This is a genomic window from Tautonia plasticadhaerens, assembly GCF_007752535.1.
GTDB lineage: Bacteria > Planctomycetota > Planctomycetia > Isosphaerales > Isosphaeraceae > Tautonia > Tautonia plasticadhaerens.
Window position 1 is genome coordinate 3,243,501 of the sequence record NZ_CP036426.1, and the last position, 26,609, is coordinate 3,270,109.

16 protein-coding genes are annotated in these 26,609 nt (G+C 72.3%); 2 read left to right on the plus strand and 14 right to left on the minus strand.

The features are described 5' to 3' along the window. Window position 1: 1 nt before the first annotated feature. The 8 genes from ElP_RS12775 to ElP_RS12810 form a co-directional block, all read right to left on the minus strand. The gene (locus ElP_RS12775) at window positions 2-1,000 is read right to left on the minus strand and encodes an ABC transporter permease (RefSeq protein WP_145269804.1); all 999 of its coding nucleotides are present in this window, start codon (window positions 998-1,000) and stop codon (window positions 2-4) included. A 4-nt stretch (window positions 1,001-1,004) separates the two neighbouring features. Beyond that, window positions 1,005-2,000 carry a sugar ABC transporter substrate-binding protein gene (locus tag ElP_RS12780; protein ID WP_145269806.1) on the minus strand — a complete coding sequence of 332 codons (996 nt, stop codon included), beginning with the start codon at window positions 1,998-2,000 and terminating at the stop codon, window positions 1,005-1,007. Then, window positions 1,997-2,860: a phosphogluconate dehydrogenase C-terminal domain-containing protein gene (locus ElP_RS12785; RefSeq protein ID WP_145269809.1), complete on the minus strand. Its 864-nt coding sequence runs from the start codon at window positions 2,858-2,860 to the stop codon at window positions 1,997-1,999. The genes ElP_RS12780 and ElP_RS12785 overlap by 4 nt, the downstream gene beginning before the upstream one ends. Window positions 2,861-2,912: 52 nt before the next feature. Beyond that, the gene (locus ElP_RS12790; RefSeq protein ID WP_197446938.1) at window positions 2,913-4,298 is read right to left on the minus strand and encodes a four-carbon acid sugar kinase family protein; all 1,386 of its coding nucleotides are present in this window, start codon (window positions 4,296-4,298) and stop codon (window positions 2,913-2,915) included. Beyond that, window positions 4,295-5,554: a ribulose-bisphosphate carboxylase large subunit family protein gene (locus ElP_RS12795; RefSeq protein ID WP_145269813.1), complete on the minus strand. Its 1,260-nt coding sequence runs from the start codon at window positions 5,552-5,554 to the stop codon at window positions 4,295-4,297. Before ElP_RS12795 ends, ElP_RS12790 begins: the two co-directional genes overlap by 4 nt. Before the next feature lie 22 nt (window positions 5,555-5,576). After that, on the minus strand, window positions 5,577-6,602 hold the full coding sequence (locus tag ElP_RS12800) for a Gfo/Idh/MocA family protein (RefSeq protein WP_145269815.1): 1,026 nt from the start codon (window positions 6,600-6,602) through the stop codon (window positions 5,577-5,579). Beyond that, window positions 6,599-8,551, minus strand: coding sequence for a hypothetical protein (locus ElP_RS12805; protein ID WP_145269817.1), 1,953 nt, complete (start codon window positions 8,549-8,551; stop codon window positions 6,599-6,601). Before ElP_RS12805 ends, ElP_RS12800 begins: the two co-directional genes overlap by 4 nt. A 212-nt stretch (window positions 8,552-8,763) precedes the next feature. Further along, on the minus strand, window positions 8,764-10,230 hold the full coding sequence (locus ElP_RS12810) for an MATE family efflux transporter (protein ID WP_145269819.1): 1,467 nt from the start codon (window positions 10,228-10,230) through the stop codon (window positions 8,764-8,766). Window positions 10,231-10,585: 355 nt separating this feature from the next. On the opposite strand from ElP_RS12810, the gene ElP_RS37965 reads away from it, so the two are divergent. Next, window positions 10,586-11,305, plus strand: a complete 720-nt coding sequence (locus ElP_RS37965; RefSeq protein WP_197446939.1) for a hypothetical protein — start codon at window positions 10,586-10,588, stop codon at window positions 11,303-11,305. Between the two features lie 237 nt (window positions 11,306-11,542). Further along, the gene (locus ElP_RS12820; RefSeq protein ID WP_145269821.1) at window positions 11,543-12,547 is read left to right on the plus strand and encodes a hypothetical protein; all 1,005 of its coding nucleotides are present in this window, start codon (window positions 11,543-11,545) and stop codon (window positions 12,545-12,547) included. Between the two features lie 86 nt (window positions 12,548-12,633). Here the strand turns inward: ElP_RS12820 and ElP_RS37970 are convergent, their stop codons facing one another. The 6 genes from ElP_RS37970 to ElP_RS12850 form a co-directional block, all read right to left on the minus strand. Then, window positions 12,634-13,122, minus strand: a complete 489-nt coding sequence (locus ElP_RS37970; protein WP_197446940.1) for a hypothetical protein — start codon at window positions 13,120-13,122, stop codon at window positions 12,634-12,636. A 187-nt stretch (window positions 13,123-13,309) separates the two neighbouring features. Continuing rightward, window positions 13,310-15,304: a C1 family peptidase gene (locus ElP_RS12830; RefSeq protein ID WP_145269822.1), complete on the minus strand. Its 1,995-nt coding sequence runs from the start codon at window positions 15,302-15,304 to the stop codon at window positions 13,310-13,312. Between the two features lie 365 nt (window positions 15,305-15,669). Beyond that, complete coding sequence (locus ElP_RS12835) at window positions 15,670-17,079, minus strand: hypothetical protein (protein WP_145269824.1); 1,410 nt, start codon at window positions 17,077-17,079, stop codon at window positions 15,670-15,672. Between the two features lie 101 nt (window positions 17,080-17,180). Then, entirely contained in the window at window positions 17,181-18,476 is a 1,296-nt protein-coding gene (locus ElP_RS12840) for a hypothetical protein (RefSeq protein ID WP_145269826.1), read from the minus strand. Window positions 18,477-19,656: 1,180 nt separating this feature from the next. Further along, complete coding sequence (locus ElP_RS40620; protein WP_145269828.1) at window positions 19,657-23,646, minus strand: efflux RND transporter permease subunit; 3,990 nt, start codon at window positions 23,644-23,646, stop codon at window positions 19,657-19,659. After that, window positions 23,639-26,422 (minus strand): efflux RND transporter periplasmic adaptor subunit, encoded by a 2,784-nt coding sequence (locus tag ElP_RS12850; RefSeq protein WP_197446941.1) that lies wholly within the window; start codon window positions 26,420-26,422, stop codon window positions 23,639-23,641. Before ElP_RS12850 ends, ElP_RS40620 begins: the two co-directional genes overlap by 8 nt. Window positions 26,423-26,609: the final 187 nt, after the last annotated feature.

A 26,609-nucleotide genomic window follows, 5' to 3' on the forward strand; every position in this document is an offset into this window, starting at 1 on the left:
CTCAGGCACGCCCCGCCGCCCGGGCCCGGGCCGAGTCGAGCAAAGCCGCCAGCAGGATGACCCCGCCCTTGACGATCATGATGGCGAAGTTCGACAGGTTCATCAGGTTCAACCCGTTGTCGATGACCGCGATGAAAAGCACCCCGTAGGCCGTCCGACGCACCCCGCCCCGGCCGCCGAACAGGCTCGTGCCGCCGATCACGCACGCGGCGATCACGTCCAGCAGGATCCGGGGGGCGATCTCCGGCGACCCCGTCTCCAGCCGGCTCGTGTACAGGATCGCCCCGATCGCGGCGCAGAGCCCGGAGACGACGTAGGAGGCGGCCGTCACCCGGCCGACCGGCACGCCCGAGACCTCGGCGGCCCTGGGGTTCATCCCCGACGCGTACAGCCACCGGCCGAACAGGGTCCGGGAGAGGGCGACGTGGGCGACCACCGCCAGCGCGGCGACCAGCACGGCCGCCGGGGGGACGCCGAGGACCGAGCCGTAGGAGACCCCGACGAACGCATCGGGGAGTTCGTAAATCTTCTGGGATTTCGTGTACCAGACCGCCAGGCCCCCCCCGGCCGTCAGCGTGGCGAGCGTGACCATGAACGGGGGCATCCCCAGCCGGGTCGCCGACAGGCCGTTGATCCCCCCCATCGCCCCGCCGACGCCGAGCATGGCCGCGACCGCCGCCGGCACCGCCATCGGGTGCCCGGCAAGGGGGCCGCCGTCGCCCGTCATGATCGAGGCGCCGACCACGCTGGCCAGGGCGATCGAGGCCGTGACCGACAGGTCGATCCCCCCGCCGATCAGCACGAACGACTGCCCGATCGCCAGCGCCAGCAGGGGCAGCGTGTTCTGCAACACGTTCGCCGCGTTCCGCCCCGAGGCGAACCCGGGGACCGCCGCCCAGAACGCCAGCGCCGCCGCCGCCGAGAGCAGGAGCACGAGGTGCTCGGATCGCAGCAGGAGGGCCGCCCGGGGCGGGCCGACGCCCGGAAATCGCATGGGCATCGCGTCAATCCCCGCCGACGCCGGCGCCCCACATGCGCGGGGCCATCTCGTCGAGGTTCCCCTGGTGGATCACGAACCCCTCGTCCTCGATGACCGGGGGCACCTCCTCCCCCGCGATCAGGTCGGCGAGGGCCCGCACCGTCTGCTCGCTCTCGAAGCCCAGGTCCTGCACGCCGTCGGCGTCGAGGTACCCGTCCCGGAGCATCCGGTAGGCGGTGGCGTCGCCGTCGAAGCCCCCGAGGATGACGTGGCCCGGCTCGCCGACCTTCTCATACTTGCCCGCCGACCGCAGCGCGGAGACGAGCGACGGGAAGAGGAAGTCGGACGACGTGAAGATGAAGTCGATCCCCGGGTCGGCCTGCAGCGCGTTCGTGACGCCGGCCAGGGCCTTCTCCTGGTTCCACTCGGTGGGGATCTCGGCGACGACCTCGATCCCCCCGCCGTGCTCCTCGATCGCGTCGTCGAAGCCCCGACGCCGATCGACGGCATTCTGGTCGGCGAGGTCGCCGATGAGGATCATCGCCTTGTGGGCCCCGCCGGCCTCGGCCGCGAGCCGGGCCATGTGGGAGACCGTCTCCCGGGCGATCGCGTAGTTGTCGGCGACGATCGTCACGGCCTCGGCCGACGAATCGGCCGGCGGGCGGTTGTAGAGGACCATCGGGATCCCGGCCCGGTTGGCGGCCCGGATCATGGGGATGACCGTCTTCGCGTCCTTGGGGGCGACGATGATGCCGTCGACGCCCCGGGCGATGAAGCCCTGCACCTGCTCGAACTGGCGGTTGGCGTCGCCGTCGGCGATCGCCTCCAGGACCGTGAACCCCCGCCCCTCCAGCTCCCCCTTGATCGACTCGAAGCTGACGACCCAGTACTCCGTCTGGAGCGTCTCGAACGCCACGCCGACGGTCTTCGGGCCGGGGCCACCGGGCGCGTCGCCCCCGCCCCCGCAGGACGCGAGCGGCAGGGCGGCGAGGGCGAGGGCGATTCCCGCTCGCGATCTCATGGGCGGATCTCCTCGGAACGGGCCGGCGGGGGCGTGGTGATGTCCCGGACCGATTCCCGAAGGTTCTCCGGGTCGAAGACCCGCTTCCAGTCGGGACGGAAGATCATGCCCTTCGCCCTGGCGATGGCCTTCAGGGCGCCGTCGGAGAAGGGCGAGCCGATCTCGCCGAAGACGATGGCGAGCTCGATGTTGATGTGACCCAGCAGGAAGTCCCGGGCCGCCTCGGGGGGCACGCCCAGGCGGACGGCCTCGTCCATGGCCTCCTTGACGACGGTGATGCAGGTCGCGGCGGTCGTCTCCGCCAGCGCGGGCTCCAGGAGGGCCATCTGCTCCACGGTGATGCGGTGTGACCGCATCACCGGGGCGTACATGGCCCGCGCGATCGCCTCCCCTTTCGCATAATCGGCGTCCGGGCCCTTCATCAAGGCGCAAACGATATGCTGCTTGGCCTTGATGCCGCCGAAGAAGTCGCGGCGGGCCTCGGGGTCGGTCTCGTCGTTGAAGACGGGGGGGTGGCAGGGGTGGGTGAAGAAGTAGGAGAGGTCGTCCCGGAGGGGCAGCACCCCGGCGTGGGGCGCGGCGGGGTCGAGCCCCATGAGCATCGCCCCGGGCTTCATGAGCGGGACCGCCTCGGCGGCGATCGTCCCCATCAGGGCGTCCGGCACGGCGAAGATCACCACGTCGGCCTCGGCCAGCGCCCCGTCCCGGGGGGTCACGTCGAGCCCCCGCTCGGCCAGGCGCTCCCGCCCGGCGGGGCCGATCTCGACGTACCGCATGCGGTATTCGTCGCGGTTGCGGAGGTTGTCGGCGATCCGGCAGCCCATCTTGCCGCCGGCGCCGAGCAGCGCGATCGTCGTCATCGTAATCCAACTCCCCTCGGTCCGGCCGATCGGGCGGGCGGGGTGCGCCGCCCTACGGCTCGCCTCGCAACACCTTGCCGAAGTAATCGTCCCGGCCGACCTGCCCCCCCTTGAGCACGATCTCCAGCCCGTCGACCGACGCCCGCCCCGAGGAGGCCCGGCAGAGGGGCGATCCGGGGGCCGTCGGCATGACGAATTCGAGCGCATCGATCCCCAGCTGGCGGGCCGCGTGGCCGGAGGTGTCCCCCCCCGCGACCACGACCCGCCGCAGCCCGGCGGCGTCGACCAGTTCTCGGAGGATCAGGCCGAGCTGCTCGCCGAGGCGGTCCCGGGCCTCGGCCGGCGACAGGCCGAGCGACCGGCCCCGCCCCAGCGTCTCGGCGATCCCCGGGTCGTCCGGCCCGATCGCGGACGAGACGACGACCCCCGGGGAGCCGGACAGGCCGTCGAGGCCACGCCGGACGGCCCGGACCCGCTCCCCTTCGGCCCGGGCCGGATCGATCAGGGCATCGGCACGGACCTCGACCCCGACGAACCCGTCCCGCAGCGACTGGCGGATCTGGTCCCTCGTGGTCGGCGAGCAGCTCCCCGAGACGACGGCCAGGCGGTCGACCGGCCCGGCCGGGGAGACGGGCCCGGTCCCGGGCCCGGGCAACATCCCGGCGGCCCTCCAGTGGGCCACCAGCGCGTATTCCAGCCCCGACGACCCGGCCGCGAACACCGGGCGGGGGGATCCGGAGGCATGCCGCCAGATCACCTCGCCGATCCGGCGGAGGTGGCGGTCGTCGATCACGTCGAAGAGCTGCACCTCCGCGCCCGAGTCGATCCCGGCCCGGACGGCCTCCCAGGCCGCCCCGGGGCGGGGGTCGTCCAGGTCGAGGACGCTCACCAGGCCGATCGGCAGGCCGGTCTGCCGGGCCAGGTGGAGCCTCAGGTCGGCCTCATCCATCGGGGTGACCGGGTGGCGCCGCATCGTCGGGTGGCGGTCGAGCCGGTGCGTCTCGCCCCCGGCCGAGGCGAACAGGTTGCCGAAGACGCAGTAGCGTCCCAGGATCGGCGCCCCCACGACCAGCGGCACGAACCCCTCCCCGAAGCACCCCCTCCCCAGCTCGATCGCCCGCCCGATGCTGCCCACCTCGGGGGACGAGTCGAAGGTCGAGCACGTCTTGTAATGGACGATCGACGGATTGAGCCTCCCCAGCGCCTCGAAGGCCGGGGGCAGGGCGGCCTCCATCCGGGCCGGGGACATCGACCGGCTCGTCCCGGCGACCCCCACGGCCTGAAGGCCCCCGAACCTCCCGGCCAGATCCCCGGGGGCCGGCGGCCGGAGGAAGAGGGCCGTGCGCAGGCCGGACCGGGCGAGCGACTCCATCACGTCGGTCGAGCCGGTGAAGTCGTCGCCGTAGTAGGCCAGCAGCGGGCGGGGGGGTCCGGTCACGGTCCGAAGGCCTCCAGGGCCCGTCGCAGCTCGGGGCGGGCCCGGGCGTACTCGTCGGCCGGCGTCCCCGAGAGGGCCGCCTCCCAGGCCTGGCGGAGGCTGAGGACCCCGGCGGCCACCCCGTCGGGGTGGGCCATGATGCCGCCCCCGCAGACGTGCATGAGGTCGATGCTGCCGATGCGTTCATACGTCTCGCCCGCCCGCCCGGCCCACTGGCCGGAGGCGATGACGGGCATCACCCGCCGGCCGAACAGCGGGGCCAGGCAGCGCCGGGCCGAGGCGACGACCGAGTCGTCCGGCTCGCAGAACTTGTTCCGCAGGCCGTTGCAGTGCAGGTGGTCGGCCCCGGCGAGCCGGTAGAAGGTGGAATAGGCGGCGAACTCCATGCCCAGCATCGGGTGACGCGCGTAGATGCCCCAGCCGTTGCGGTGCCCGTGGATGGGCAGTTGCGAATGCGACCGCAGGTGGGCCACGCCGGCCAGGCCCACGCCGTTGAGGCTGACCATGACGCAGGTGCCCCCGGCGTCGAGCACCGCGTCGTGGTGGCGCCGCATCGCGTCGATCTCGTCGGTGATGTTGAAGGCGATCATCGCCTTCTTCCCCGTGCGGTCGGCGTGGTCGTTGACGACCCGCATCACCGCCTCGACCCGCCGCCCCAGCGGCGAATGCGGAGGGTTGGCCATCAGCTCGTCGTCCTTGACGAAGTCGATCCCGGCCTCGATCAGCGTCCCCACCAGGGCGGCCGTCTCCCCGGGGGCGAGGCCGACGCTCGGCTTGATGATCGTGCCGATGATCGGCCTCCCCTCGACCCCGGAGAGCCTCCGCGTCCCCTCCGGGCCGAACTGGGGGCCGGGGTAGGCCTCCCCGAACGCGGGGGGGAGGTCGAGATCCACCAGCTTCAGCCCGGAGAAGGCGGAGAGTTCGAACAGGTTCCCCGCCACCGTCGCCAGCAGGTTCGGCAGCGACGGCCCCACGTTCTCCAGCGGCCAGGAGAGCACGACCTCCGCCCTCCGGAACCGGGGGGCCGCCCCCGCCCCCCCCGGCGGCCGGGAGCCGGGCAGGCTCGGCCCGTCCGCGTCCTCCAGCTCCGTGACCCGCTCGACCCGGGCGCCGAACCGCTCGCGCAGCGCGTCGGTCTCGCCGGGGACCCGGACGAACGTCCCGGTCGATTGCTCGCCGGCCATCGACTCGACCGCCCGCCCGATCGGGTGGGCCGTCTCGATCCGGTAGGTCGCCGAGATGCGATCGGGGGGCATCGGCCGCTCCGTATTCCCGCCGTCAGGCCAGGGTGATGAACCGCCGCTCGGCGGCCGACCGATAGGATTCGAACACGAGCCGGAGCGTCCTGAGGTTGTCCTCGCCGGTCGTCTCGGCCCGGCGCCCGCCCCCCAGGTGGGCGAGCAAGTCCGCGAGGCAGGGCACCATGCTGGCGTGGGCCGCGTCGTAGGACGGGTCGGCCCAGGGGAACCGGGCGGGGGGGCATCGGCGGGAAAAGGTCCCCTCGGCGGTCGTCTCGCGGATCCAGAAATCCGGGTCGAGCCGGGCCGAGCCCCGATCCGCCTCGACGGCGACGAACGTCTCGGGGAAGCGGTCGACCTCCAGCGGGTTCCCGGCGTAGGCCATGTTGCAGGAGACGATCGCGCCCCCCTGCATGGCCAGCATCACCGAGGCCACGTCCTCCCCCCGGATGTCCTCGTGGACGCGACGGGTGAGGGCCATCAGCCCCTCGGCCTCGCCGAAGAGGAACCGCGCGGCGTCGAGGATGTGCGTCCCGATGTCGGTCAGGATGAACTGGTCCAGCTCCCTCAGGGCCGGCTGGTTGTCGAAGACGGGGAACCCCGTGATGAAGTCGATCCGGGCCCGGAACGGCCGGCCGATCCGCCCGGAATCGAGCACCGCCTTGAAGGCCCGGATTGCCCCCTGCCAGCGCCAGTTCTCGTGGATGAGCAGCGGCACGCCCGCCTCCCGGCAGGCCGAGACCATCCGCTCGGCCTCCCCATACGACGCGGCCATGGGCTTCTGGCAGATCGCGGGGATCCCCCGCTCGGCCGCCATCAGCACCAGGGGGGGGTGCGAATCCACGCCGGTGATGACGTCGATGAAGTCGGGCGCCTCCCGGTCGAGCAGCGTCGCCGGGTCGTCGTAGACGGCCGGCACGCCGGCCTCCGCGGCCAGGGCCTCGGCCTTCGCCCGGTCGGGGTCGCAGAGCGCCACGCACTTGGCCCCGGGCACCTCCCGCCAGGCGGCGAGCTGGTACCTCGCCCAGAACCCGGCCCCGAAGGCGGCGAAGCGGAGCGGCGTCATCGGTCGCCCCCCGGCCCGCGGGGCCGGGCGGTGTCGATCCGGGCGAGGGCGTAGGGGGCCAGCACCAGCGGCAGCGTCCCCCCGCCCGTCTCCACCTCGTCCCCCCGGCTCGCCCGGAACGCCTCGGGGGACCGCATCGCCTCCTCGGCGTTCGACTCGTCCAGCCGCCGGACCTCGGCCGAGGCCCCGAGGCCGAGCACCCGCACGGCCCGGGGCTCGGCGTCGAGGTTGGCCACGAGCACCCGGAGCCGGTCGCCGTCGGCCAGGGCCAGCGCGGCCACGCCCCGATCGCCCCCCGACTGGACGGCGAGGCACTCCCCCCCCGCGAACTCCCCGATGTCGGCCAGGACGTGGTACATCGGGAACACCTCGCCCGGCCGGGACGGGAAGCGGTCGGGCAGGGGGGGGCCGTCCTCCCGCTCCATCACCCCCCGCCAGCCCACCGCCTCGAAGTAGGTCAGCGCCAGGGGGGAGGGGTCATCCCCGCGCCCGGCCAGTGCCGCGATGCTGCCGAGCGTCCAGGCCGCCCCGAGCAGGGACCGCTGCCTCGGGTCGACCGAGTCGGGCAGGACGCCCGGGGGCTGGTCGGGGGCGACGCCCCCGGTGGCGTTGGGGTTGAAGCGGGGCCTCAGGGTGATCGGCGAGACGACCGCCGGGGGGGAGCCGGGCAGGGCCCGTGCGCCCCGGACGGTCCACGGCTGCGCCTCCAGCGTCTCGACCACCGAGGCGTCGTCGGAGGCGTGGACCTGGGGGTTGATCGAGTAGCAGACGAAGTCGACCGGTGGGACGGGCGGGTACCCCCGGTTCAGCTCGGCGAAGTAGGCGTCCGACCCCGAGCCGATCGGCACGCCGGGCGTCATTCGTTCGAGGTGCGGCCGGGCCAGGCGGACCCAGCGCTCGCCGGTCGCCTTCTCCGAGACGTGGAAGACCAGCCATCGGGCGATTCCCGGCCGGGCCGTCGCGACGGCCCGGCCCAGCTCGACCAGCTCGGCCTCGGCCGCGTCGGAGAGGAACAGGGCGACCTCCAGGGGGACCCCGCCCAGCGCCGTCGCCTGCCCCCAGGTCCTCGCCAGGGTCTCCCCGAGCCCCGGCCGGGACGGGTGCAGGTCGACCCTCAGGTGCCCGGGGTTCAGGGCCCGGAGCCGGGCGGCCTCCCGGGGGCTCCACGCCCGGCCCGGGTCGCCGATCCCCAGGCCGATGGGCGGCAGGCGTCGGCCGGGCGCCGCGACGACCGACCGCCACGACGGCGGGTCGGCCGGCGGCTCGACCAGGCGGATCGTCGCCGACTGCTCGACCCGGGTCCCCCGGGCGACCTCGACCGGGAAGGGGAGGTCGAGCGGGGTGCCGTAGGTCTTGAACGAGGCGTCGGTCCAGTTCCGCTGGTCCTCCATCTCGAACGCCTCGCCCTCCAGCCGGACCTCGACCCAGACGCCGGTGTCGGCCTCGTGGGCGATGGCCCGGATGTCCCGGAACGGCTGGTGGGGCGCGATCCGCTGGGGGAACCGGCCGTCGATCACCGCGCCGGCGGTCGTCTCGACCCGGCAGGGCAGGCCGGCGCACCGGACGATCGGGTGGAGCACGCAGAGGCCGATCCGATTGCGCAGGAAAGTGGAGCGGGCCTCGCCCTCCATCCGGTAGGTGATCGTGCCGTCGGGCCCCCCCCGGATCGATCCCCGCCAGGAGAAGTCGATCGGACCCTCGCGGTGCTCGGCCAGGAAGGAGACGGCGAACGACCGGCCGTCCGACTCGACCGACCGCCCGGAGATCGAGGCGGGCACCGTCCCCCAGTCTCGGTCCCGGACCGCGACGTGGAGGCGTCGGATGTACTCGACGCCCCCCAGGCGGATCGACCGCAGGTCGCCCCCGTCCAGCACCGCCGACAGCGGCCCGGCCCGGAGCCGCTCCCGGTGCGGGGAGGGCGCGGCACCACTCGGGCGGGGCTGATTCACGCGCGATGATGCCACGGGACGACCCCGTCGAACGGGACGCGGGGGAGATGCGCCGAGGGCTCGGCGGGAGTTCAGCTTAGCCCCCCACCCCCGGATTGCAAGGGGCGTGGCGCCCGGGTCCCGGGGCTCGGCCGCCCCTCCCGGCCGGGCGAGGGCCTCCCCGGCCCCCCCGGCACGCGTCCCGCCCGGGCATCACTTCCCATCGGACCGACTCAGGGGGCCCGGCCGTCCGGCGATGCCGCGGCCTCGATGACCCGCATGGCCTTCCACCGGCCCGAGCGGAACCGGAGGGTGAAGCAGGCGGCCATCGCCAGGATGTAGGCCGTGGCGAAGGCCCAGGCCCACTCGATCGCCCCGCCGGAGCGCACCAGCAGGTAGGTCGGCACGACCATGACCGGCCAGGCCAGCAGGAACGTCAGCACCGAGACGAACCGCGTGTCTCCCGCACCCCGCAGCGCGAACGCGAAGGTCATGTTCGCCCCGTCGGCCACCGAGTAGGCCGCCGCCATCGCCAGCAGCGCCGGCACCAGCTCCGCCACCCCGGCGAATCGCCCGGGGTCGTCCCTCCCCTCGAAGACGGAGACCATCACGCCGGGGATCGTCAGGTAGGCGACCGCCACCAGGCTCATGTAGCCGACCACCCACCTCAGCCCCGTGTAGGCCGACCGCTCGGCCAGATCCGGCCGCTCGCCTCCCAGGCGCTGGCCGACCAGGATCGAGACGGCCTGCACCATGCCCAGCATCGGCAGGAAGGCCACCATGTTCAGCCGGACGGTCAGGGCCGTCGCCCCGGCCTGGGCCTCCCCCAGGCGTCCCACCAGCTGCACGAAGACGTGGAAGACCAGCACGTCGGAGAGCACCTGCGAGCCCGCCGGCAGCCCGAATCGGAGCAGCCGGCCGGACAGCTCCCGCTCCGGCCGCCAGCCGGCCAGGGTGCGGAACGCGCGGGCGTATCGGGGGCGGAGGAACAGGGCCAGGGCGACCAGGGCCGAGACCCACGAGCCGGCCACGGTCGACCAGCCCGCCCCGGCGATCCCCCACTCCGGGAAGCCGAGCCGACCGCCGATCAGCACCAGGCCCCCGGCGATGTTCACCGCCGTGCCGACGACCTCGATGCCCAGGACCGTCCAGGTCTGCCCCCTCCCCGAGAAGAACCCGTTGATGGCGGACATCACCAGCATCGGCAGCGCGGCGAAGCTCAGGCAGCGCAGGTAGGTGACCTCCAACGCCTGCAACGCCGGCGTGTGCCCGCCCCAGGCGATCAGCCCGGGGGCCGCCGGCACCATCAGCAGGAACAGCAACCCGGCGACGACGGCGAAGTGGATCCCCTGCCAGACGGCCGGCCCGACCCGGTGCGGCCTCCCCGCCCCGGTGTACTGCGCCACGAACGTGGCGACGTATCCGGCGGTGGCCTGCAGCAGGCCGAAGGGGAGCCAGAACCACATCATGGCCGGGAAGGAGGCGGCCATCTCCAGCGGGTCGTGGCGGGCGAGCAGCAGGGTGTCGGCGAAGACCTGGGCGGTCATGAAGCTCTGGCTGACCACCAGCGGCAACGCCAGCGAGAGCAGCTCCCGGCTCCCCCCCGGCCGGGACCTCCCGGCCGGTGCCTCCCCGGGGCCCTCCCCCGGGGCCGGACGGGACTCGCCGACACTCGCATCCATGATCGCGTCACGACTCATCGCCTGTCCCCTCGGCGGGATCCGGAGGGCCGCCCGGCCCGGCCTACCCGAGCGGAGGCGATTCCCGCCCGGGAGGTTCGGGCCCGCCCCACGATTCCGGCCGGGAGGGCCGCGGCACGGCCTCGACGGGGGCCCGGGGATCGGGGTCGCCGCCGGCCCTCGCCCGCGCATCCGGCGCATCCTCCAGGACCGCGCCCGGGGTGGGGTCGGGCCCGGGTCGTCCGGCCCGGGGCGCGGTTAGACTTCGGCCGTCGGGCCGCGCCGGCGGTCCCCGGTCTCGGGATCCGACGGGGCCGAGCCCGACGACCGGCGACCCGGAGGTCTCCGCACTCGAATGCCGTTAGGGAGTCTCGCCATGGTTTCGACGACCGATCTCGCACGGACGATGCGACGGGCCGCCCGACCCTTGCTCGCGCTGTCCCTCGCCCTGGCCGCCTCGTCGGCCGAGGCCGGCGACTTCCTGAAGAAGCACCACACGCTGAAGTACGAGCTGGTCCAGGGCTACATCCTAAACCAGGGCGCGGCGCCGGCCCAGCCGACCTTCGTCCCCGTCTCCTGCCCGGTCCCAGTCGGGGCGGGATGGGGCCACGCGGCGGGGTGCTCCTGCCGACCCACCTCCAGCCCCCAGGACGGGGGCTCGATCTTCGGCAGCCCGCCGATGCCCTCGAAGCAGGTGGCCGCCACGCCGGCCCCGCTGTTCTCCACCCTGGCCTCCCAGCCGCTGCCCCAGCCCGTCATCGGGGTGGTGTCCCAGCCCGTCCAGGTGCAGGCCCCGGTGATGCAGGTCGCGCCGGTCCAGATGGTCCAGGTTTCCCAGGCGCCGGTCCGGCAGGTGCAACTGGCCCAGGTGCCGGTGCAGCAGGTCCAGCTCGCGCAATCCCCCGTCCAGCAGGTCCAGCTCGTCTCGGCGCCGCTCATCCAGGCGGCCACGACCGTCGCCTCGATGCCGGTGCAGATGCAGGCGGCGGCCGTCCCGGTCGCGGCCCAGGCCCTCACGTCCGTCCAGCTGCTGGTGCCGAAGCAGAAGCACTGCCTGCTCGGGCTCGGCTATTGCTTCTTCGGCCACTGCCACTGACCGTCCATCCCTCCGCCCGACGACGAAGCGAGGCATGACGGGCCCCGGCTTCCCGCGGACCGGTCGGTTCCTCCGACCCGCCCAGTCCCGAGCCATGAGCCGACGCTGGAAGTCGGAGACAGACCTGGTATACTATCGCCAAATGCCCCTGTTTCCACGATCATCACAGTTTCCCAGGATGACCCGGTGACGGAGCAGCCCCTCGGACTCGCCTCAATTTCCCGGAGGATGATGCTCATGTCTTTGCTTCGAGTTGGAGCGATACGCACCCTAGTCGGGTTCGCGGCCGTCTGCTGCGTCCTCTGCGTCGGGACGGGACGATGCCGGGCCGGAGACTGGTTCCACCAGCATTTCTTCAAGTCCCACCACGCGTCGTCGCCTGTCTTCGTGACCCAGACGGCGGTCAGCCAGCCCGCGACGTTTGGGCCGGTCAGCCCGATGGCAGGGTTCTCCGGCGTGGCGATGGCCCCCCAGATGGCATTCGGCCAGGTCTCGACGGTGGCCGTCGCCCCGCAGCAGGTCGGCATCGGCCTGGCCTCCGCCCCTCTTCAACTCCAGCAGGTGCAGATGCAGTCGCCGGCGATCCAGTCGATCGGCGTCGCCCCGGCCCAGGTGTCGACCTTCTTCGTCCAGGGCTCGGGCACGACCGGAGGGGGCACGCTGCCCGTCTCTCCCTTCCTATCGTCGAGCGTCGGGGGCGGGGTCGGGGCGAGCATGTTCGCCGACTCGACCGGCTCTGGGGGCCTGGTCGGCGTCAGTGACGAGACGCTGCTGCGGGCCGACCCCGAATACCGGCTGCTCTCCCAGCAGATCGGCGAGTCCCACGTCAGGGCGCTGAAGAACGAACTGCGGGCCCGCCTCCGCCAGCAGCTCCGCAGCGGGGATTCCCGGCAGACGTTCCGTCAGCTGGGCCGGTTCCTGCTCCAGGTCGCCCTGGAATACTTCCGGAACTACGGCTTCGGCGGCGTCCCTGGCGGCATCTTCGCCCTGATCGACCGCCTGATCATCGACGTCCTCCGCGAGGAGGGGTTCTCCGACCAGTCCACGGACCCGACCGGCCCCGATCCGACCCCTGAGACCCTGCCCAGCGGGACCTACCGAATCACAGGGACGATCGAACTGATCGACGGGGGTGACGGCGGCGGCGGCGGCGGCGGCGGCGGCGGCGGCGGCGGCGGCGGCGGCGGCGGCGACACGATCAATCCGGACCCCGGCGATCGCGACCAGCCCGCCCGCCGCTAAGCCTGGGGCCTAGATGACCGGACGAGGGGAGAGGGCCGGGCCCCCTCCCCTCGTCGCTTTGGCATCCCGGGGGCTGAACATGCTCATCACCGTCGCCTCAGCGTGAGCTCGATGAATTGCCGGCCGGGGGGGCCGTCCTGCAGCGTGTCGTACTGGCGGAAGGTGAGGACGACCTCCTCGGGGTCGTCGAGCCGGACCGGGATGATCTGGACCTGATCGACCCGGCCGAGCACGCCTCCAGGGCGGGGGTTGTACCGCTCCTGCTCCTCCGGGGTCATCTTGCGGACGTCGAAGGAGAAGCGCGGGGGGGTCGAGTCGTCGAAGAAGCGGCCGAGCTTGGTGACCCCCTCGGACCGGGACGCGACGAGGTCCCAGCGATAGGTCGTGGGCTGGACGGGCAGCATGATCTCGATCCGCTCCCCCGCCCGCCAGTCCAGGCGCTCGACGACCTCCTCCCGGAAGGCCCAGAGCCTCCCCTCGTCGTCGACCTGCGCCCCGGCCGTCGCCCCCAGGGCCAACACGATCGCGGGGACGACGACGGCGATCGCCCCGCTGCTAGGGATATGACGCGCCATGGCCTGACTCCGCTTTCCGGGGACGCCGAACGATCCGCGACCACTCATCGTCCATTGTCGGGCCGAGCTGCGCCCCGATCAAGTTGCGCACGAGGACGCCCCTCTTGGCCCGCGAGCGCTCGCGGGCCAAGAGGGGCGTCAAGCCGGCCTGGGCTCCGAAGGCCGGTGGGAGGCGGGGGCCGTTCGATCAGGGCGATGGCGTCTCGGGGGACCTGGCCCCGGCCTTCGGGTCCGCCTGACCCTGGTCCTCCCGAGGCTGGGCCGACGGCTGCTTCGGGTCGCCGAGGGGAGGAACGCCCTCCGGCACCCCCGGGGGGCGAACACCGCGTTCCATCGTGTTCGGGTCGTAGGTCTCCCCGGACCGATGGGAATCCCCGGGGGCTCCCCCGGGCTCGATCGCCTCGCGGTCCATGCTGCCCGGGTCGATGCTCCGGGACGGGATGGCGTCCGGCTCGTCGGGATAGGGGGAGACCGGCCCCCGGGCACCGTCCCGAGGGGCGACCGGCACCGGGTCCTCGTCGCCCGCGGAGGCCGGGGGCGCCGAAATCATCCGGTCCGGGCGTCCCAGGAGCATCGACCCCCGGTTCAGGTTCCCTTCCTTCAGGAGATTCTGCAGGGCTTCGAGCCGGCGCGTGGCCAGCTCGGAGGCCTGCCTGGCGTACTCCAGCTCGGCCTGAGCGGCGCTCTGGCCCGTCTGCTTGTACCGATCGAGCTGGTCCACGTTCTCGTCGCGGAGGTCGATGAGCGAGTCGTTCAGCAGCGTCCGGGCCCACTCGTGCGAGTCCAGGGCAATCCGGGCGGCGATCGCCGCGCGGCGGGCGGACCGGGCGGCCTCCCACTCGGCGTCGATGGCCCGCCGGCGCTCCTGCTCGGCCTCCCCGGCCAGCCGGTCAGCCTCGAACCGATCGTCCTGGGCCCTCCGGAAGGTGGCATAGGCGTCGTCGTCGTAGTACGCCTCGGACGAGCCGGCCATCGTCCCCACCCCGGTCTGGGTGTTGGTAGCAGTGGACGCGAGGGAGGTGGAGGCCCGGCTGCCCCGCACCCGGGGGGTGCTCACCCAGGCCGCGCCGAAGCCGATGTTGTTCTGCTCGTAGGCGACCCGGGCAAAGCCGTCCTCCCCCCAGTTCGGGCCCCACGAGTTCTTGATGATCCAAGCGCCGCCGTTGTTGTCGTCCCAGCCGACCAGCAGGACGGCGTGGTTCACGTCGGCCAGGGCGCCGGCCTGCGGGGCCCTCGACGGTAGTTCCCGGTACACGCCCCCCCGGTACTGGAGGAACGTCGGCGTGGCGTTGATGGCGATGGCCAGGGGGCCGTAGCGCACCAGCGCCGCCTTCAGCCGGTCCCGCTGGGCCGAGGTGGTCGGAACCTCGTTCCGGCCAAGGACGTAGCCCCAGTCGATCGCCGTGAACACGCCCCGAAGGCTCCGGACTCGGGTCCGGTCCTGCCGATCGACCTCGTAGGGCTCGGCGCGCTCGCCGACCGTGCCGTAGCTGCTGCCCGTGTCCGACTTCGGGACCAGGAAGTCGAACGCCCACCAGCCGCCCTGGCAGGTGCCGGCGCCGCTGGCGTCGAGGATCCGCTTCTCGGAGACGTTGTACAGGAAGTCCCCGCCCGAGCCGGTGCCGGCACTGGCCAGGGCCAGGGCCGACTCGTACGCCCCCGCCGTGCCGAACGCCCAGCACGAGCCACAGTTGAGCTGGTTGCGGGGGGGGGTCACCATCTCCCGATCACGCCAGTCAAACCGCCGATCCGTCTCGGAGCCGACCGTCCCGGGGCTGCTGAGCGTCTGCGCCTGCTCATCCGGGACGATGCCCTGGGCGATCTGCTGCTGCAGGACGTTAACGTCCAGCCCAGTCACCCGCAGCAGGCCCCGCTGGGCCGCAGCGTTGGCGTCCTCGTTCCCCAAGATCCCCCGGGCTGCCGCAACCCCCGGATCCCTCCCCTGGAGCTTCAGCCCCTCGGTGACGGCCAGTGCGAAGACGTCCGTCGGCCCCAGAGTCGCCCCCCGCACCTCCCTGACGCGGACGACCTGCCCCAACTGCTGCTGGACCGGAGCGATCTCCCGCTGGACTTCCGCACTCAGCTCCTGCCTCGCCCCGGCCACCCCCGGTGTTAGGGCGATCGCCGCCGCAATTCCGAGCCATCCACAAACCGTCCGCCAGTCCCGGTCGACACGGATCATCGTTGCCCTCCCCTTGCGATCGGGCGGTGCTCAACGCACCTCGACGCGGCCACGATACCCTCGCAGTCCCGCGTACCTTCATTAAAATGCCGAGCCTGGGGAAACACTACAACGAAATTGCGCAAATTGCCAAATCCTTCGCAATCGACCGACTCTTTCGAACACAACCAAACACTCCAAGTCATCATCCTCGGGAAGATGGGCCATCCTGCCGGACACTCCAGTGCCGCCGACTATCCCCGGACCGGACCCGGAAACGGCGGACTGCCGCCGGCCGAGGGGAAGGTAGAGTCCTCCTCGGCCAGCGTCCCTGCCCAGGTATCGCCCGACGTGGTTCGGCACCCCCCCCGGACGCGAGCACTGGATCAATGACGATTAATTGCATGATGATGTGGAGCCCCCTGGGATGAGGGGCGGACCCCGGGGGGCTCGGGAGGCGTATGGGGGAGCGGGCAGGGGATGGTGCACGACTCGTTGCAGGGTACGGGGGGGGCGAGCAGCGTCGGGGGGATCTGCGTCGACGGCTGGGCCAGTGGGACCGCCGAGGTGGTCGAGATGGTGGTCATGCCCGGCGAGGACGCCTGGGACAGCGGCGCCTCCAGCGTCGTCTCCTGCTCGGAGACGATCCGGACCCGGCCGAGCCGCGTCAGCCGCTCGCCGAACCGCGCCGCCGCCGAGGCGAGCATCCCCGGCCCCCGGACCCGCACCCGGCTCCTCGACGCGCTGGTCGGCAGGTTCATCTGCTGGTTCGACACCGCGGCCAATTGGGTCGGCTGCGCCGCCAGGGCCATCGTCGGCGGGGCCGCCGCCATCATCATCGGGGACGGCTGGGCCGCCATCATCATCGGGGACGGCTGGGCGGCAACCATCATCGCAGACGGCTGGGCGGCCATCATCTGCGTCGGCTGCGGCGCCATCGCCAGTTGGCTCGGCTGCGAGGCCGGCAGGAATAGGTTCGGCGTGGGGGCCGAGGCCGGGGCCATCGCCATCACCTGCTGCTGGGGCACGTACACCATCGGCGACTGGGCCGGGGACATGAAGACCTGGGGCGCCTGCTGCTGGATGACGAAGTTCTGGCTCGGCACCGAGATCACGCTGGCCGGGGTCGACGCCATCTGGGGCACCATGGACATCATCATCGGCTGGCCGTACTGCGGCGTCGGGCTCCCCGACGGGACGCTCGGCGTGGAGTAGCTTTGCGGCGAAGGCAGCGACTTGTCGGCGTGCGACGCCTGCACGAGCGCGGGGTCGGCCATCGGCCGGCCGGCCGAGGCCGAGGCTGAGGCCGGCGGAGGGGGCGACAGTTCGCCGAGCCAGCCGGCCAGGGCCGCGACGCTGGCGCAGTCCTCGTCCGTCAGGTGCCGGACCAGGCCCGAGTCGCCCAGGCGGTAGACGACCGCCGTCGGGAAGGTCGCCACCCCCATCGCCGAGACCAGTTCCGGGTCGTCCTCGGCGACCAGCTCCAGCACCTGGACAAGCCCTCGGTGTTGCCTGGCCCATTCGCCCTGGAGGAACTGGCGGGCGAACTCCGACGAGGCGGGGAGCCGACGGGAGGTGATGAGTAACACCGCCGGCACGCCCCGGTCGCGGGTCATCGCCACCGCAGAGCGAGCGGTGGAGCTCGCCGCGGGAGCCGTCGTCTCCGAGGCGAGGGCCCCGGCGGGCGTGAGCCCCGACCAGGCCATCGCCGAGGCGATCGCCATCGCGACCGCGATCCTCCGATTCGAGCAGGTCACCATCATCTTCATCCCCGTCCTGGAGTTTCGGGGCGACATCCTGTCGCTCGCCGGACACCGACGCCATCAATCCACACCGACTCGTCCCATCGGGGCTGGCCCCTCGGCCCAGCTCCCCCGGCCCTCGTCCCCGGCTTCGATCACTTGAGGGACCGCCCGGAGGCCTCCCGGAAGGCCCGTGCCAGGGCCTGGAACTGGTCTTCCATCCGCTCGCGCTGGGGTGGGGTCAGCGGGCGATCCATGCTCGCCGGCTGACGGACGTCCAGGCCGACGGACTGCATCTGGGCGATCGTGAATCCGGTCAGCGGCTGGAGCAGCGCCTGGCTCCACGCGAGCCGCCGGGCCGGGTCGCTCGGGATCACCACGTCGAGCCGCCGGCTCAGCTCGCTCTGCGCGTCGCCGAAGCTGGTGTAGAGCGTCGAGCGTTCCGCCACCGCCTGGAAGACGTCGGCCACCTCCCCGGCCAGCCGATCCCCCTCCGCCAGGCCGGGCAGGGCCGACGCCACCACCGCTTCGGGGCTCGTCACCGCCGGGTCGTTGGGTGGGGCCGATCCGGCCATCGTCGCCGGGGAGGCGGGATTCATCGTCCCGTTCATCGCCGCCGGGGACAGCCCGCTGCCCATCGGCGCGGAGCCGACCAGCACCGAGACGCCGTCCGGCTCGCTGATCTCCCCGCCGACTCCCACCACCAGGGCGAACTGGTAGAGCCCCTGCGCCGTCGGCACGAACGAGTAGTACTCCCGCTCCTGCTTCGGGGCCAGGATGGGCGGCCCGGCCACCTGGATCCACCGGAGGACGAGCCCCGAATCCGGCCGGCTGGCCGACCCGTTGAGCGTGACCCGGTGCCCGACCAGGCCGACCTGGTCGTCCCCCGCGTCGGCCCTCGCCGGGCCCGACGGCTCGCCCCCCTCCACCGGGACGACGAACCGGACGACCCGGACCGCCCCCGCCCTGGCCTCGATCCTCAGGAACGAGAGCCGGGACGCCCCCCCGGGGACCTCGACCTCGACGGTCCTCCCGTCCGGCCGTTTCAGCTCGACCCGGGGCCCTTCGACCTGGATCCACCGGTACAGGTCGGCCGGCTCGGCCTCGCCGTCGGCGATGTCCAGCTCCACGGTCGAGCCCGGCTCGGCGAGCTTGCCCGCCTTCAGGCCCGCCTCGGCGTAGGAGACGGCCGGGATCCCCTGCGGCCCACGGTCGTCGCCGAGCACGGGGGAGAACCCCGGATCCGACGGCGGCGGGACGACCACGTCCGGGCCCCCCCCCGGGGTCCCCTCGGCCCGGGAGATGACCGACGGCGGCAGATCAACCGGCCCGGGAGGCGGCACCTCCTGCGCCCGAAGCCCCGGCACGACCACCATCACAATCAGCCCCAGCGCGGCCCTCGTCGATCGAGGCCCGCCGGGTCGCGGCCTGTCGCAGGTCTCGGCGATCACGATTGACCTCCCTGCCGGATCGCGTCCGATTCGCAATTCCACCCCAAACACAACCATCCTGCCCGTTGTATCGACCGCCCCGGGACGGCAGCGTTGGGAAAAGATGGCGATTCCCCCCCGCCTCGCGTCCCCCGGGGCCCGGTCGCCCCCCGACCCCCTCGGGACCACTCCCCCGCCGGTCGCCGGGTGCGACCCCCGACCGGGGTCCCGCCCCGGCCGGGCCCGCACCCCGACCATTCGACGCAATCCCCCTCCCACACATGGATTTCGCAACGGGCCCGGCACGGAAGCCTCTCCGGCCCCGTGCCGAAGCCCGGGCCCTCCGGCCCCCTCCCGCCATTTCGGATGACTGCCGAGACGGGATTTCACGATGATTACGTCGGACGCACGAGTAGGCCGGCGGCCGTGTCTCCCCCCTTCGGGCCGCCCCCGACCCGAGGCCGACCCGGATCCGCTCCTTGGCAAGCCGAATCGCCCCCCTTCCGCTCTTCGCTCCCCGGGGACCGGCCGTCAGGGGTCCCGTCCTTGGCCCTCGGACGATCCGGGCGCCTGGCGGCATCGGTTCGCGGGCAACCCGAGGTACCCTCGCCCTCGCCGAACCGGGGATCGGGGTGTCGCCCAGCCCGAGGCAGCAACCGTCCCCGGATGATCCGCCACCCCGTCCGCCGCCGACCACGCCCTCGTTCCCGGCGAAACGAAGCCAATCGACCCCGGGCCGGTTCGCGGAGCGAACCCAATCCGATCGACGCAACCCCAAATCCTGCAAGGGAAATTCCCCGTCTTCCCCCGGCGCACCGGGGCGCACCGACCCATCTCGGTCGCCTCCGCGATCGCCCTTCGAAGGACCTCGCCCCCCGACCGGGGATGGCAGGGTGCCCCCCGGACCACCGGCGCCGCAGTCCCTCGACGCCGATCCCCGGCCCCCCGTCCCGGTCGCGGCGAAACGAAGCCAATCGACCCGGATCCGGCTCGCGGAGCGAACCCAATTCGATCGGCGCAACCCTTTTTCCCAAAAGGGAAATCCCCCGGCGCACCGGGGCGCACCGGGGCGCACCGCGGCGCACCGGGTCCCCGCCGCCCCCGGCTCGGGCCGGCTCGGGCCGGGCCGAGGGGAAGGCGGGAATCCCGTCCCGTCCCGTCCCGCCTCGAGCGGCCCGAGGTCCCACCGCGGCCGTCGAGGTCAGCGGGCCCCTTCATCGAACAGCTCGTCCCGGAGGCCCGCCCGGATCTTGACCTCCTTGATCCCGCAGTAGACGACCGGCACCACGAGCATGGTCATCACCTCGATGAGCATCCCGCCGAAGCTGGGGATGGCCATCGGCACCATGATGTCGGAGCCCCGGCCGGTGGAGGTGAGCACCGGGATCAGGGCCAGGATGGTCGTGGCCGTGGTCATCAGGCAGGGCCGCACCCGGCGCATCCCGGCCTCGACCGTCGCCGCCCGGGCGTCCTCGACCGTCTCGATCCGGGCCGATCCGAAGCTCTGGTCCAGGTACGTGGCGATCACCACGCCGTCGTCCGAGGCGATCCCGAAGAGCGCCAGGAACCCGACCCAGACCGCCACGCTCAGGTTGATCGCCTGCACCTGGAAGAGGTCCCTCAGGTTGACCCCGAAGACCACGACGTCGAGGAACCAGTCCTGCCCGTAGGCCCAGAGCATCAGGAACCCGCCCGCCCAGGCGACGACGATCCCCGAAAAGACCAGCAGACTCGTCGCCACCTGTTTGAACTGGAAGTAGAGGATCAGGAAGATCAGGAAGAGGGCCAGCGGCAGCACGACCGAGAGGGTCTTCTGGGCCCGGATCTGGTTCTCGTAGCTGCCGGAGAACCGGTAGCTGGCCCCCGCCGGGAGGACGAGTTCCCCCGAGTCGATCGCCCCCCGGATCAGGGCCTGGCAGTCCTCGACCACGTCGACCTCGGCGAACCCCGGCTTCTTGTCCAGCAGCACATAGGCCACCAGGAAGGTGTCCTCGCTCTTGATCGCCTGGGGACCCCGGACGTACCGGATCTCGGCCAGTTGCTCCAGCGGGATCTGGGTCCCGTCCGGGGCGGGCACCAGGATCCGGCCGAGCGTCTCGATCGAATCCCGCAGCTCCCTCAGGTAGCGGACCCGGACCGGGTACCGCTCCCGGCCCTCGACGGTGGTCGTGATTCGCGTGCCGCCGATGGCGACCTCGATCACGTCCTGCACCTGCCGGATCATCAGCCCGTGTCGGGCGATCGCCTCCCGGTCGATGTCGATCTCCAGGTAGGGCTTGCCCACCACCCGGTCGGCGATCACGGCCGAGGGCTCGACGCTCGGCACCCGCTTCAGCAGCCGCTCGAACTCCATCGCCAGCCGCTCGATCGTCTCCAGATCCGGCCCGTAGACCTTCAACCCCATCGGCGCCCTCATGCCCGTCTGGAGCATGACGAGCCTCGTCTCGATCGGCTGGAGCTTCGGCGCCGAGGTGGATCCGGGGATCGTGGCCGCCTCGACGATCTCATCCCAGAGGTCGTCCGGGCTCCGGATGTGGTCCCGCCACTGGCGGAACGGCCGGCCCTCGGAGTCGGGGATCAGCCCGCCCCGGTCGTCCCGGGCGAACGCCCCCGAATCCTCGTCGTAGCGGAAGTTGATCCGATGCCCCGACTCGTCGCTGATGTATTCCGAGACGTACGAGACGACCGTCTCGACCATCGAGATGGGCGCCGGGTCGAGCGGGCTGTCCACCCGGCCGATCTTGCCGACGACGAGGTCGACCTCCGGGATCGCGTTGATCGCCATGTCCTGGAGCCGGAGGGCATCGGCCGACTCGCCGATCGACGCGTGGGGCATCGTCGTGGGCATCCAGAGGAACGAGCCCTCGTCGAGCCGGGGCATGAACTCCCGGCCCAGCCCGGGGAAGGCGTGCGACAGGGCGACCCAGGGCTTCGAGAGCCGGACCCCCTGCGGGTCCCCCCCCGCCTTGCCGACCGCCCAGGGCACCGCCCCGAACACCCGGTCGAATCCCAGCCAGGCCGAGCCGCCGAGCAGTACGATCGCCGCCGGGGCCGTCAGGAATAACAGCTTGTGATCCAGGCACCAGCGCAAGAGCGGCCGGTAGAGGACCATCTGGAAGAGGAGGAAGGCGCCGAGCAGCCCGCCGATGAGGGCCGCCACGAAGGCCAGGTTGCGGCCGAGGCCCTGCTCCACCCCCAGCGGTTCCCAGTGCCTCGCCAGCACCACCCCCACGACCGCCACCGCCGCCGCATTGGCCAGGTAGACGGCCGCCCTCCGCGACCAGCCCGGCAGGGCCGGCTCGACGAGGCGGTAGATCCCCAGCCCCGCGAGGATCGCCCCCGCCCACCACGCCAGGGAGGCCCCGACGACCCCTCCCGCCACCACCAGCCCCAGGGAGACCAGCCGCCGAAGCCTGCCCGACCCGACCCGACCCGCGAACAGCAAGTGGGCCGCCGGGGGGATGATCGTCAGGGCCACGACCACCGAGGCGATCAGCGCGAACGTCTTCGTGAACGCCAAAGGCCGGAACAGCTTCCCCTCGGCCCCGATCATGGTGAAGACCGGCAGGAAGCTGATCACCGTGGTCGAGACGGCCGTCAGGACCGCCGACGCCACCTCGCTGGAGGCCCGGTAGATCACCTCCAGCCTCGGCTCGTCCGGATCCGCCTCGTCCAGGTGCTTGAGGATATTCTCGCAGATGATGATCCCCATGTCCACCATCGTGCCGATGGCGATGGCGATCCCCGAGAGGGCCACCACGTTGGCATCCACCCCGAAGGCCTTCATGGCGATGAAGCACATCAAGACCGCCAGCGGCAGCAGCACGCTGATCAGGAACGAGCTGCGCAGGTGCATCACCATCACGATCACCACGATGATCGTGACCAGGATCTCCTCGACCAGGGCCGTGTTCAGCGTGCCGAGCGTCTCGTAGATCAGGCCGGTGCGGTCGTAGAAGGGGACGACGGTCACCTGGCTGGTCGTCACCCAGTCGGGCCAGGCCGCCCGGGGGTTGGCCCTGAGCCAGGGCAGCCAGCCGTCGTCGTCCAGGCCGCCGCCGGAGAACGCCTCGAAGCCGTGCCCCGTGGCGAAGGCTTCGACGGTGGCCCGGTCGACGCGATCGAAGTCGACGGCGACGGTCGTCGGCAGGCCGGGGGCGATCTCCTCGATCTTCGCCTTGATGTTCTTGATCGCCTCCAGGGGGTTGTAGCCGTATCGGACCACCGCCACGCCGCCGACCGCCTCGGCCCCCGCCTTGTCCAGCATCCCCCGCCGCAGGGCGGGGCCCAGGGAGACGGTCGCCACGTCGCCGACCCGGACCGGGACGTTCTCGTTCTCCTTGATGACCGACCGCTCGACGTCCGCCACCGACTCGATGAACCCGAGCCCCCGGATCACGTACTCGACCTTGTTCACCTCGATCGTCCGGGCGCCCACGTCGACGTTCGACATGCGGACGGCGTTGAAGATCTCGTCCAGGGTCACCCGGTAGGCCCGCATCGCGTCCGGGTCCACGTCGATCTGGTACTCCTGCACGAACCCGCCGACGGAGGCGACCTCGCTGATCCCCTCGGCCGCCTGGAGGCCGTAGCGGACGTACCAGTCCTGCACCGTCCTCAGCTCGTTCAGGTCCCAGCCCCCGGCGGGGTTGCCGTCGGGATCCCGCCCTTCCAGGGTGTACCAGAAGATCTGCCCCAGGGCGGTCGCATCCGGCCCGAGGGTCGGCCGGACGCCCTCGGGCAGCGTCCCGGCGGGCAGGCTGTTCAGCTTCTCCAGCACCCGGCTGCGGGACCAGTAGAACTCGATCTCCTCATCAAGGATAATATAAATAGACGAGAATCCGAAGAATGAGTAGCTGCGGATCGTCTTCACGCCGGGGATGCCCAGCAGGTTGACCGTCAGCGGGTAGGTGACCTGGTCCTCGACGTCCTGCGGGGAGCGTCCCATCCACTCGGTGAAGACGATCTGCTGGTTCTCGCCGATGTCGGGGATCGCGTCGGTCGGCACCGGATCCCGGGGGAGCCCGCCGAGGTCCCAGTCGAACGGCGCGACCATCGCCCCCCAGGCCGTCACGGCGACGACGACCAGGGCCACGACCAGCTTGTTCTCCAGGCAGAAGCGGATGACCCGGTCGAGGGCCGACGCGCGGGGGGCCGGATTCGCAGGGGCGGGCCGTTGCGGATCACTCACGATCGGAGCCCTCCGGGCGGGCGTCGGCGATCCGCTCGACCTCGGTGGCGCACCGGATCATCGCCGAGCCGAAGTACGGATTGCGGACCTCCTCGGTGGCCTGGAGCCAGGCGGCCCCCCGGCCGTCGAAGGCCATCGGGCAGTGCATTCGGTAGACCGGCGAGCCGACCTCCGGGCGGTACGCCTCGAAGAGCACCGGCATCTCCTCCGACATCAGGGCGAAGCCGGCGCGGAGGGGCTCGATCCCGTCGGCCTCCGTCATGCGATCGACCGCCGCCCGGAGGTTCTCCCGCTCGCGATCCCAGGCGTCCCGCGCGTCGTCCTCCAGGGTCGACGCATCCACCGATGCCAGCACATCCCCAAGTTCCCCGGCGGCCCGCCGGGAGGCGTCCGGGTCGTCGGAGGCGAGGGCACCCTGGAGATCAAGGTATGCGTCCCAGAGACCGGCCAACTGCCTCCGGAATCCGTCCGGGATGTTCGCCGGGGCGGCCTCGACGGGAGCGGGGGGAGGAGGGCCGTCCCAGACGACCTCGACCCCGGTGGTGCAGCGGGGCATCCGCTGGCCCATGTACGGGTTCCGGACCTCCTCCCCGGACTGCAACCAGGAGGCCCCGGCGTCGTCGAGGGCCATCGAGCAGGAATGGGCCACGACTGTGCCAACCGGCCCGGCCAGGCCGATCGACGCCACGACCGGCCGGAGCGCCGTCGACCACCGCTCGAAGGCCGATCGCAGGGCGGGCAAATCCTCGGCATCGACCATCCGGGCGAGGGCCTCGTCCAGGTCTCCCCGGGCCGAGTCCCAGAGGTCCCGGGCCTTGCCCTCCAGGGAATCGGCCTCGATCCCGGCCAGCGCCGCCGAGGCGGCCCCGGCCGAGGCCCGGGCGGCCTCGGGGTCGTCGGCGACGAGGGCATCCCGGGCGGCGAGGTAGGACTCCCAGAGCGGCCCGAGCCGGTCCCGGAAGGCCGGGGGCACGTCCAGGGGGGCCGAGGCGAGCAGGGTCCCCGGGTCGTCGGGCAGGCCGAAGGTGGACCGGAGCCGGCCGACGTCGGCGAACAGCCGGTCGACGGCCTCCGTCTCCCGACCGGGGCTCAGCGCCCATCTCCCCTCGACGGCGTCGTTCCGGAGCCTCATCGACAGCTCCTTCCAGGCCATCGCCGCCCGGCCCTGCAAGGCGGACGCATCGACGGAGGCCACGGCGTCCTCGAACCGGCGGAGGGCTTCCCGGGTCGCGGCGCGGTCGCCTGACCCGCCCAGCTCCCGCACCGCCCCGGCCGCCTCCTGGAGCCGGGCGAGCTGTCGGGAGACCGAGGGCGGGGCGTGCAGTGCCTCCTCCATCACCTCCTCCAGGCCGCCGTCGGGGTTCATCATGCTCGGCTTCGCGGCGATCTGGAGGGCACTATCGAGCTTGAAGTTCCCCTGGGTGACGACCCGTTCCCCCTCCTCCAGCCCGGCCCGGACGATGTAGGAGTCGCCGGCCCTGGGGCCGAGGACGATTTCCCGGCCCTCGTAGGTGGGCGAATCGGCGTCGGGGCGCTCGACGTAGACGACGGCCCTGGTGCCGGTCTTCAGGACCGCCGGGACGGGCACGACCAGCGGCTCGGCCGACTCGTCGGCCGCCGAGGCCGCCGAGACGTAACCGAGGGATTCGGTCCGCACCAGGGGCATCCCGCAGACGTCGCAGTCGCCGGCCGAGTCCTTGACGACGCCGGGGTGCATCCGGCAGATCCACTTGCCGACCAGGCCGGGGTCCATCACCCGGCCGGCCGTGGCCACCTGGGCCCGGACCGAGGCCCTCACGAACATGTCCGGCTTCAGCCGGCCGCTCGGGTTCGGCACGTTCACCCGGACCTTCACCGTCCGGGTCTCGGCGTCGAGGACCGGGTCGATGAAGGCGACGGTGCCGGTGAAGACCTCGCCGGGATAGGCCTCGGTGGTGAACTCCACCTCCTGCCCGTAGCGGAGCCAGGGCAGGTCGGATTCGTACGCGTCCAGCTTCACCCAGAGCCTGGAGAGGTCGGAGATCGTGTAGATCCGAGTCCCCGTGTCCACATACATCCCCTCCTGGACATTCTTCTGGATGACGATCCCGGACATCGGCGCGTAGATCGTCAGGTTCTCCGACGGCTCGTCCTGCGACTCGATCTGGCCGATCTGCCCCTCGGTCAGGCCCCAGAGCCGGAGCTTCTCCCGGGCGGATTCCAGCAACCGCTCGGCGCCGAGGGCCCCGGTCGTCGACCTCCGCTGCTCGACGGCCTGGCGGGCCCGGATCAATTCGGCCTGGGCGCTGTACAGCTCGGGGCTGTAGATGGAGACCATGTGGTCCCCCTCCTGCACCTCGACCCCGGTGTAGTCGACGAAGAGCCGGTCGAGCCGGCCGGGGACCCAGGCGGTGATGTAGCCGAGCCTCGTCTCGTCATAGTCGACCTTGCCCACCATGCGGACGGTCGCCGTGACGTACCGGCGCTCGACGGGGGCGACCTTCAGGTCGAGCAGCGCCCGGGCCTCCCGGCTGATGGAGACCTCGCGGAGCGCCTCCGCCTCGCCGCCGCCGCCCTCATCGGCCGGGATCAGATCCATTCCGCAGATCGGGCAGTCTCCCGGGTTGGGCTGGCGGATCTGGGGGTGCATCGAGCAGGCCCAGACCGTCTCCCCGGCGGCATCGGGCGACGCGGATCCCACTCCGACGGCCCCGGCCCCCTCGGCTCCCGTCGGCAGGAGATAGCGGCCGACGCCGACCCCGATCCCGAGGGCCGCCAGCACGACGAAGGTCGTCACCAGGGCGCCCGCGATCCTTCCGGCCCCCCCCCGCCGGAGAGGCGTCGAGGGCGGTGTGGCGGCGGACGCGCCAAGACCGGCCGACGGCTCGGGCTTCGCAACCTGTCCAGACATGGGTTACCTCCAGCACGCCCGGGCGGGCGTCCGAGTGCTCGGAGTCGGGACCGAGGGGTTCTGGTGCCGCCCC

Coding starts and splice junctions, on each gene's coding strand:
- ElP_RS12810 (WP_145269819.1), bottom strand. CDS start 10,230: ATGAGTCGTGACGCGATCATGGATGCGAGTGTCGGCGAGTCCCGTCCG.
- ElP_RS12775 (WP_145269804.1), bottom strand. CDS start 1,000: ATGCCCATGCGATTTCCGGGCGTCGGCCCGCCCCGGGCGGCCCTCCTG.
- ElP_RS37965 (WP_197446939.1), top strand. CDS start 10,586: ATGGTTTCGACGACCGATCTCGCACGGACGATGCGACGGGCCGCCCGA.
- ElP_RS37970 (WP_197446940.1), bottom strand. CDS start 13,122: ATGGCGCGTCATATCCCTAGCAGCGGGGCGATCGCCGTCGTCGTCCCC.
- ElP_RS12830 (WP_145269822.1), bottom strand. CDS start 15,304: ATGATCCGTGTCGACCGGGACTGGCGGACGGTTTGTGGATGGCTCGGA.
- ElP_RS12835 (WP_145269824.1), bottom strand. CDS start 17,079: ATGTCGCCCCGAAACTCCAGGACGGGGATGAAGATGATGGTGACCTGC.
- ElP_RS12795 (WP_145269813.1), bottom strand. CDS start 5,554: ATGCCCCCCGATCGCATCTCGGCGACCTACCGGATCGAGACGGCCCAC.
- ElP_RS12800 (WP_145269815.1), bottom strand. CDS start 6,602: ATGACGCCGCTCCGCTTCGCCGCCTTCGGGGCCGGGTTCTGGGCGAGG.
- ElP_RS12780 (WP_145269806.1), bottom strand. CDS start 2,000: ATGAGATCGCGAGCGGGAATCGCCCTCGCCCTCGCCGCCCTGCCGCTC.
- ElP_RS12820 (WP_145269821.1), top strand. CDS start 11,543: ATGTCTTTGCTTCGAGTTGGAGCGATACGCACCCTAGTCGGGTTCGCG.
- ElP_RS12785 (WP_145269809.1), bottom strand. CDS start 2,860: ATGACGACGATCGCGCTGCTCGGCGCCGGCGGCAAGATGGGCTGCCGG.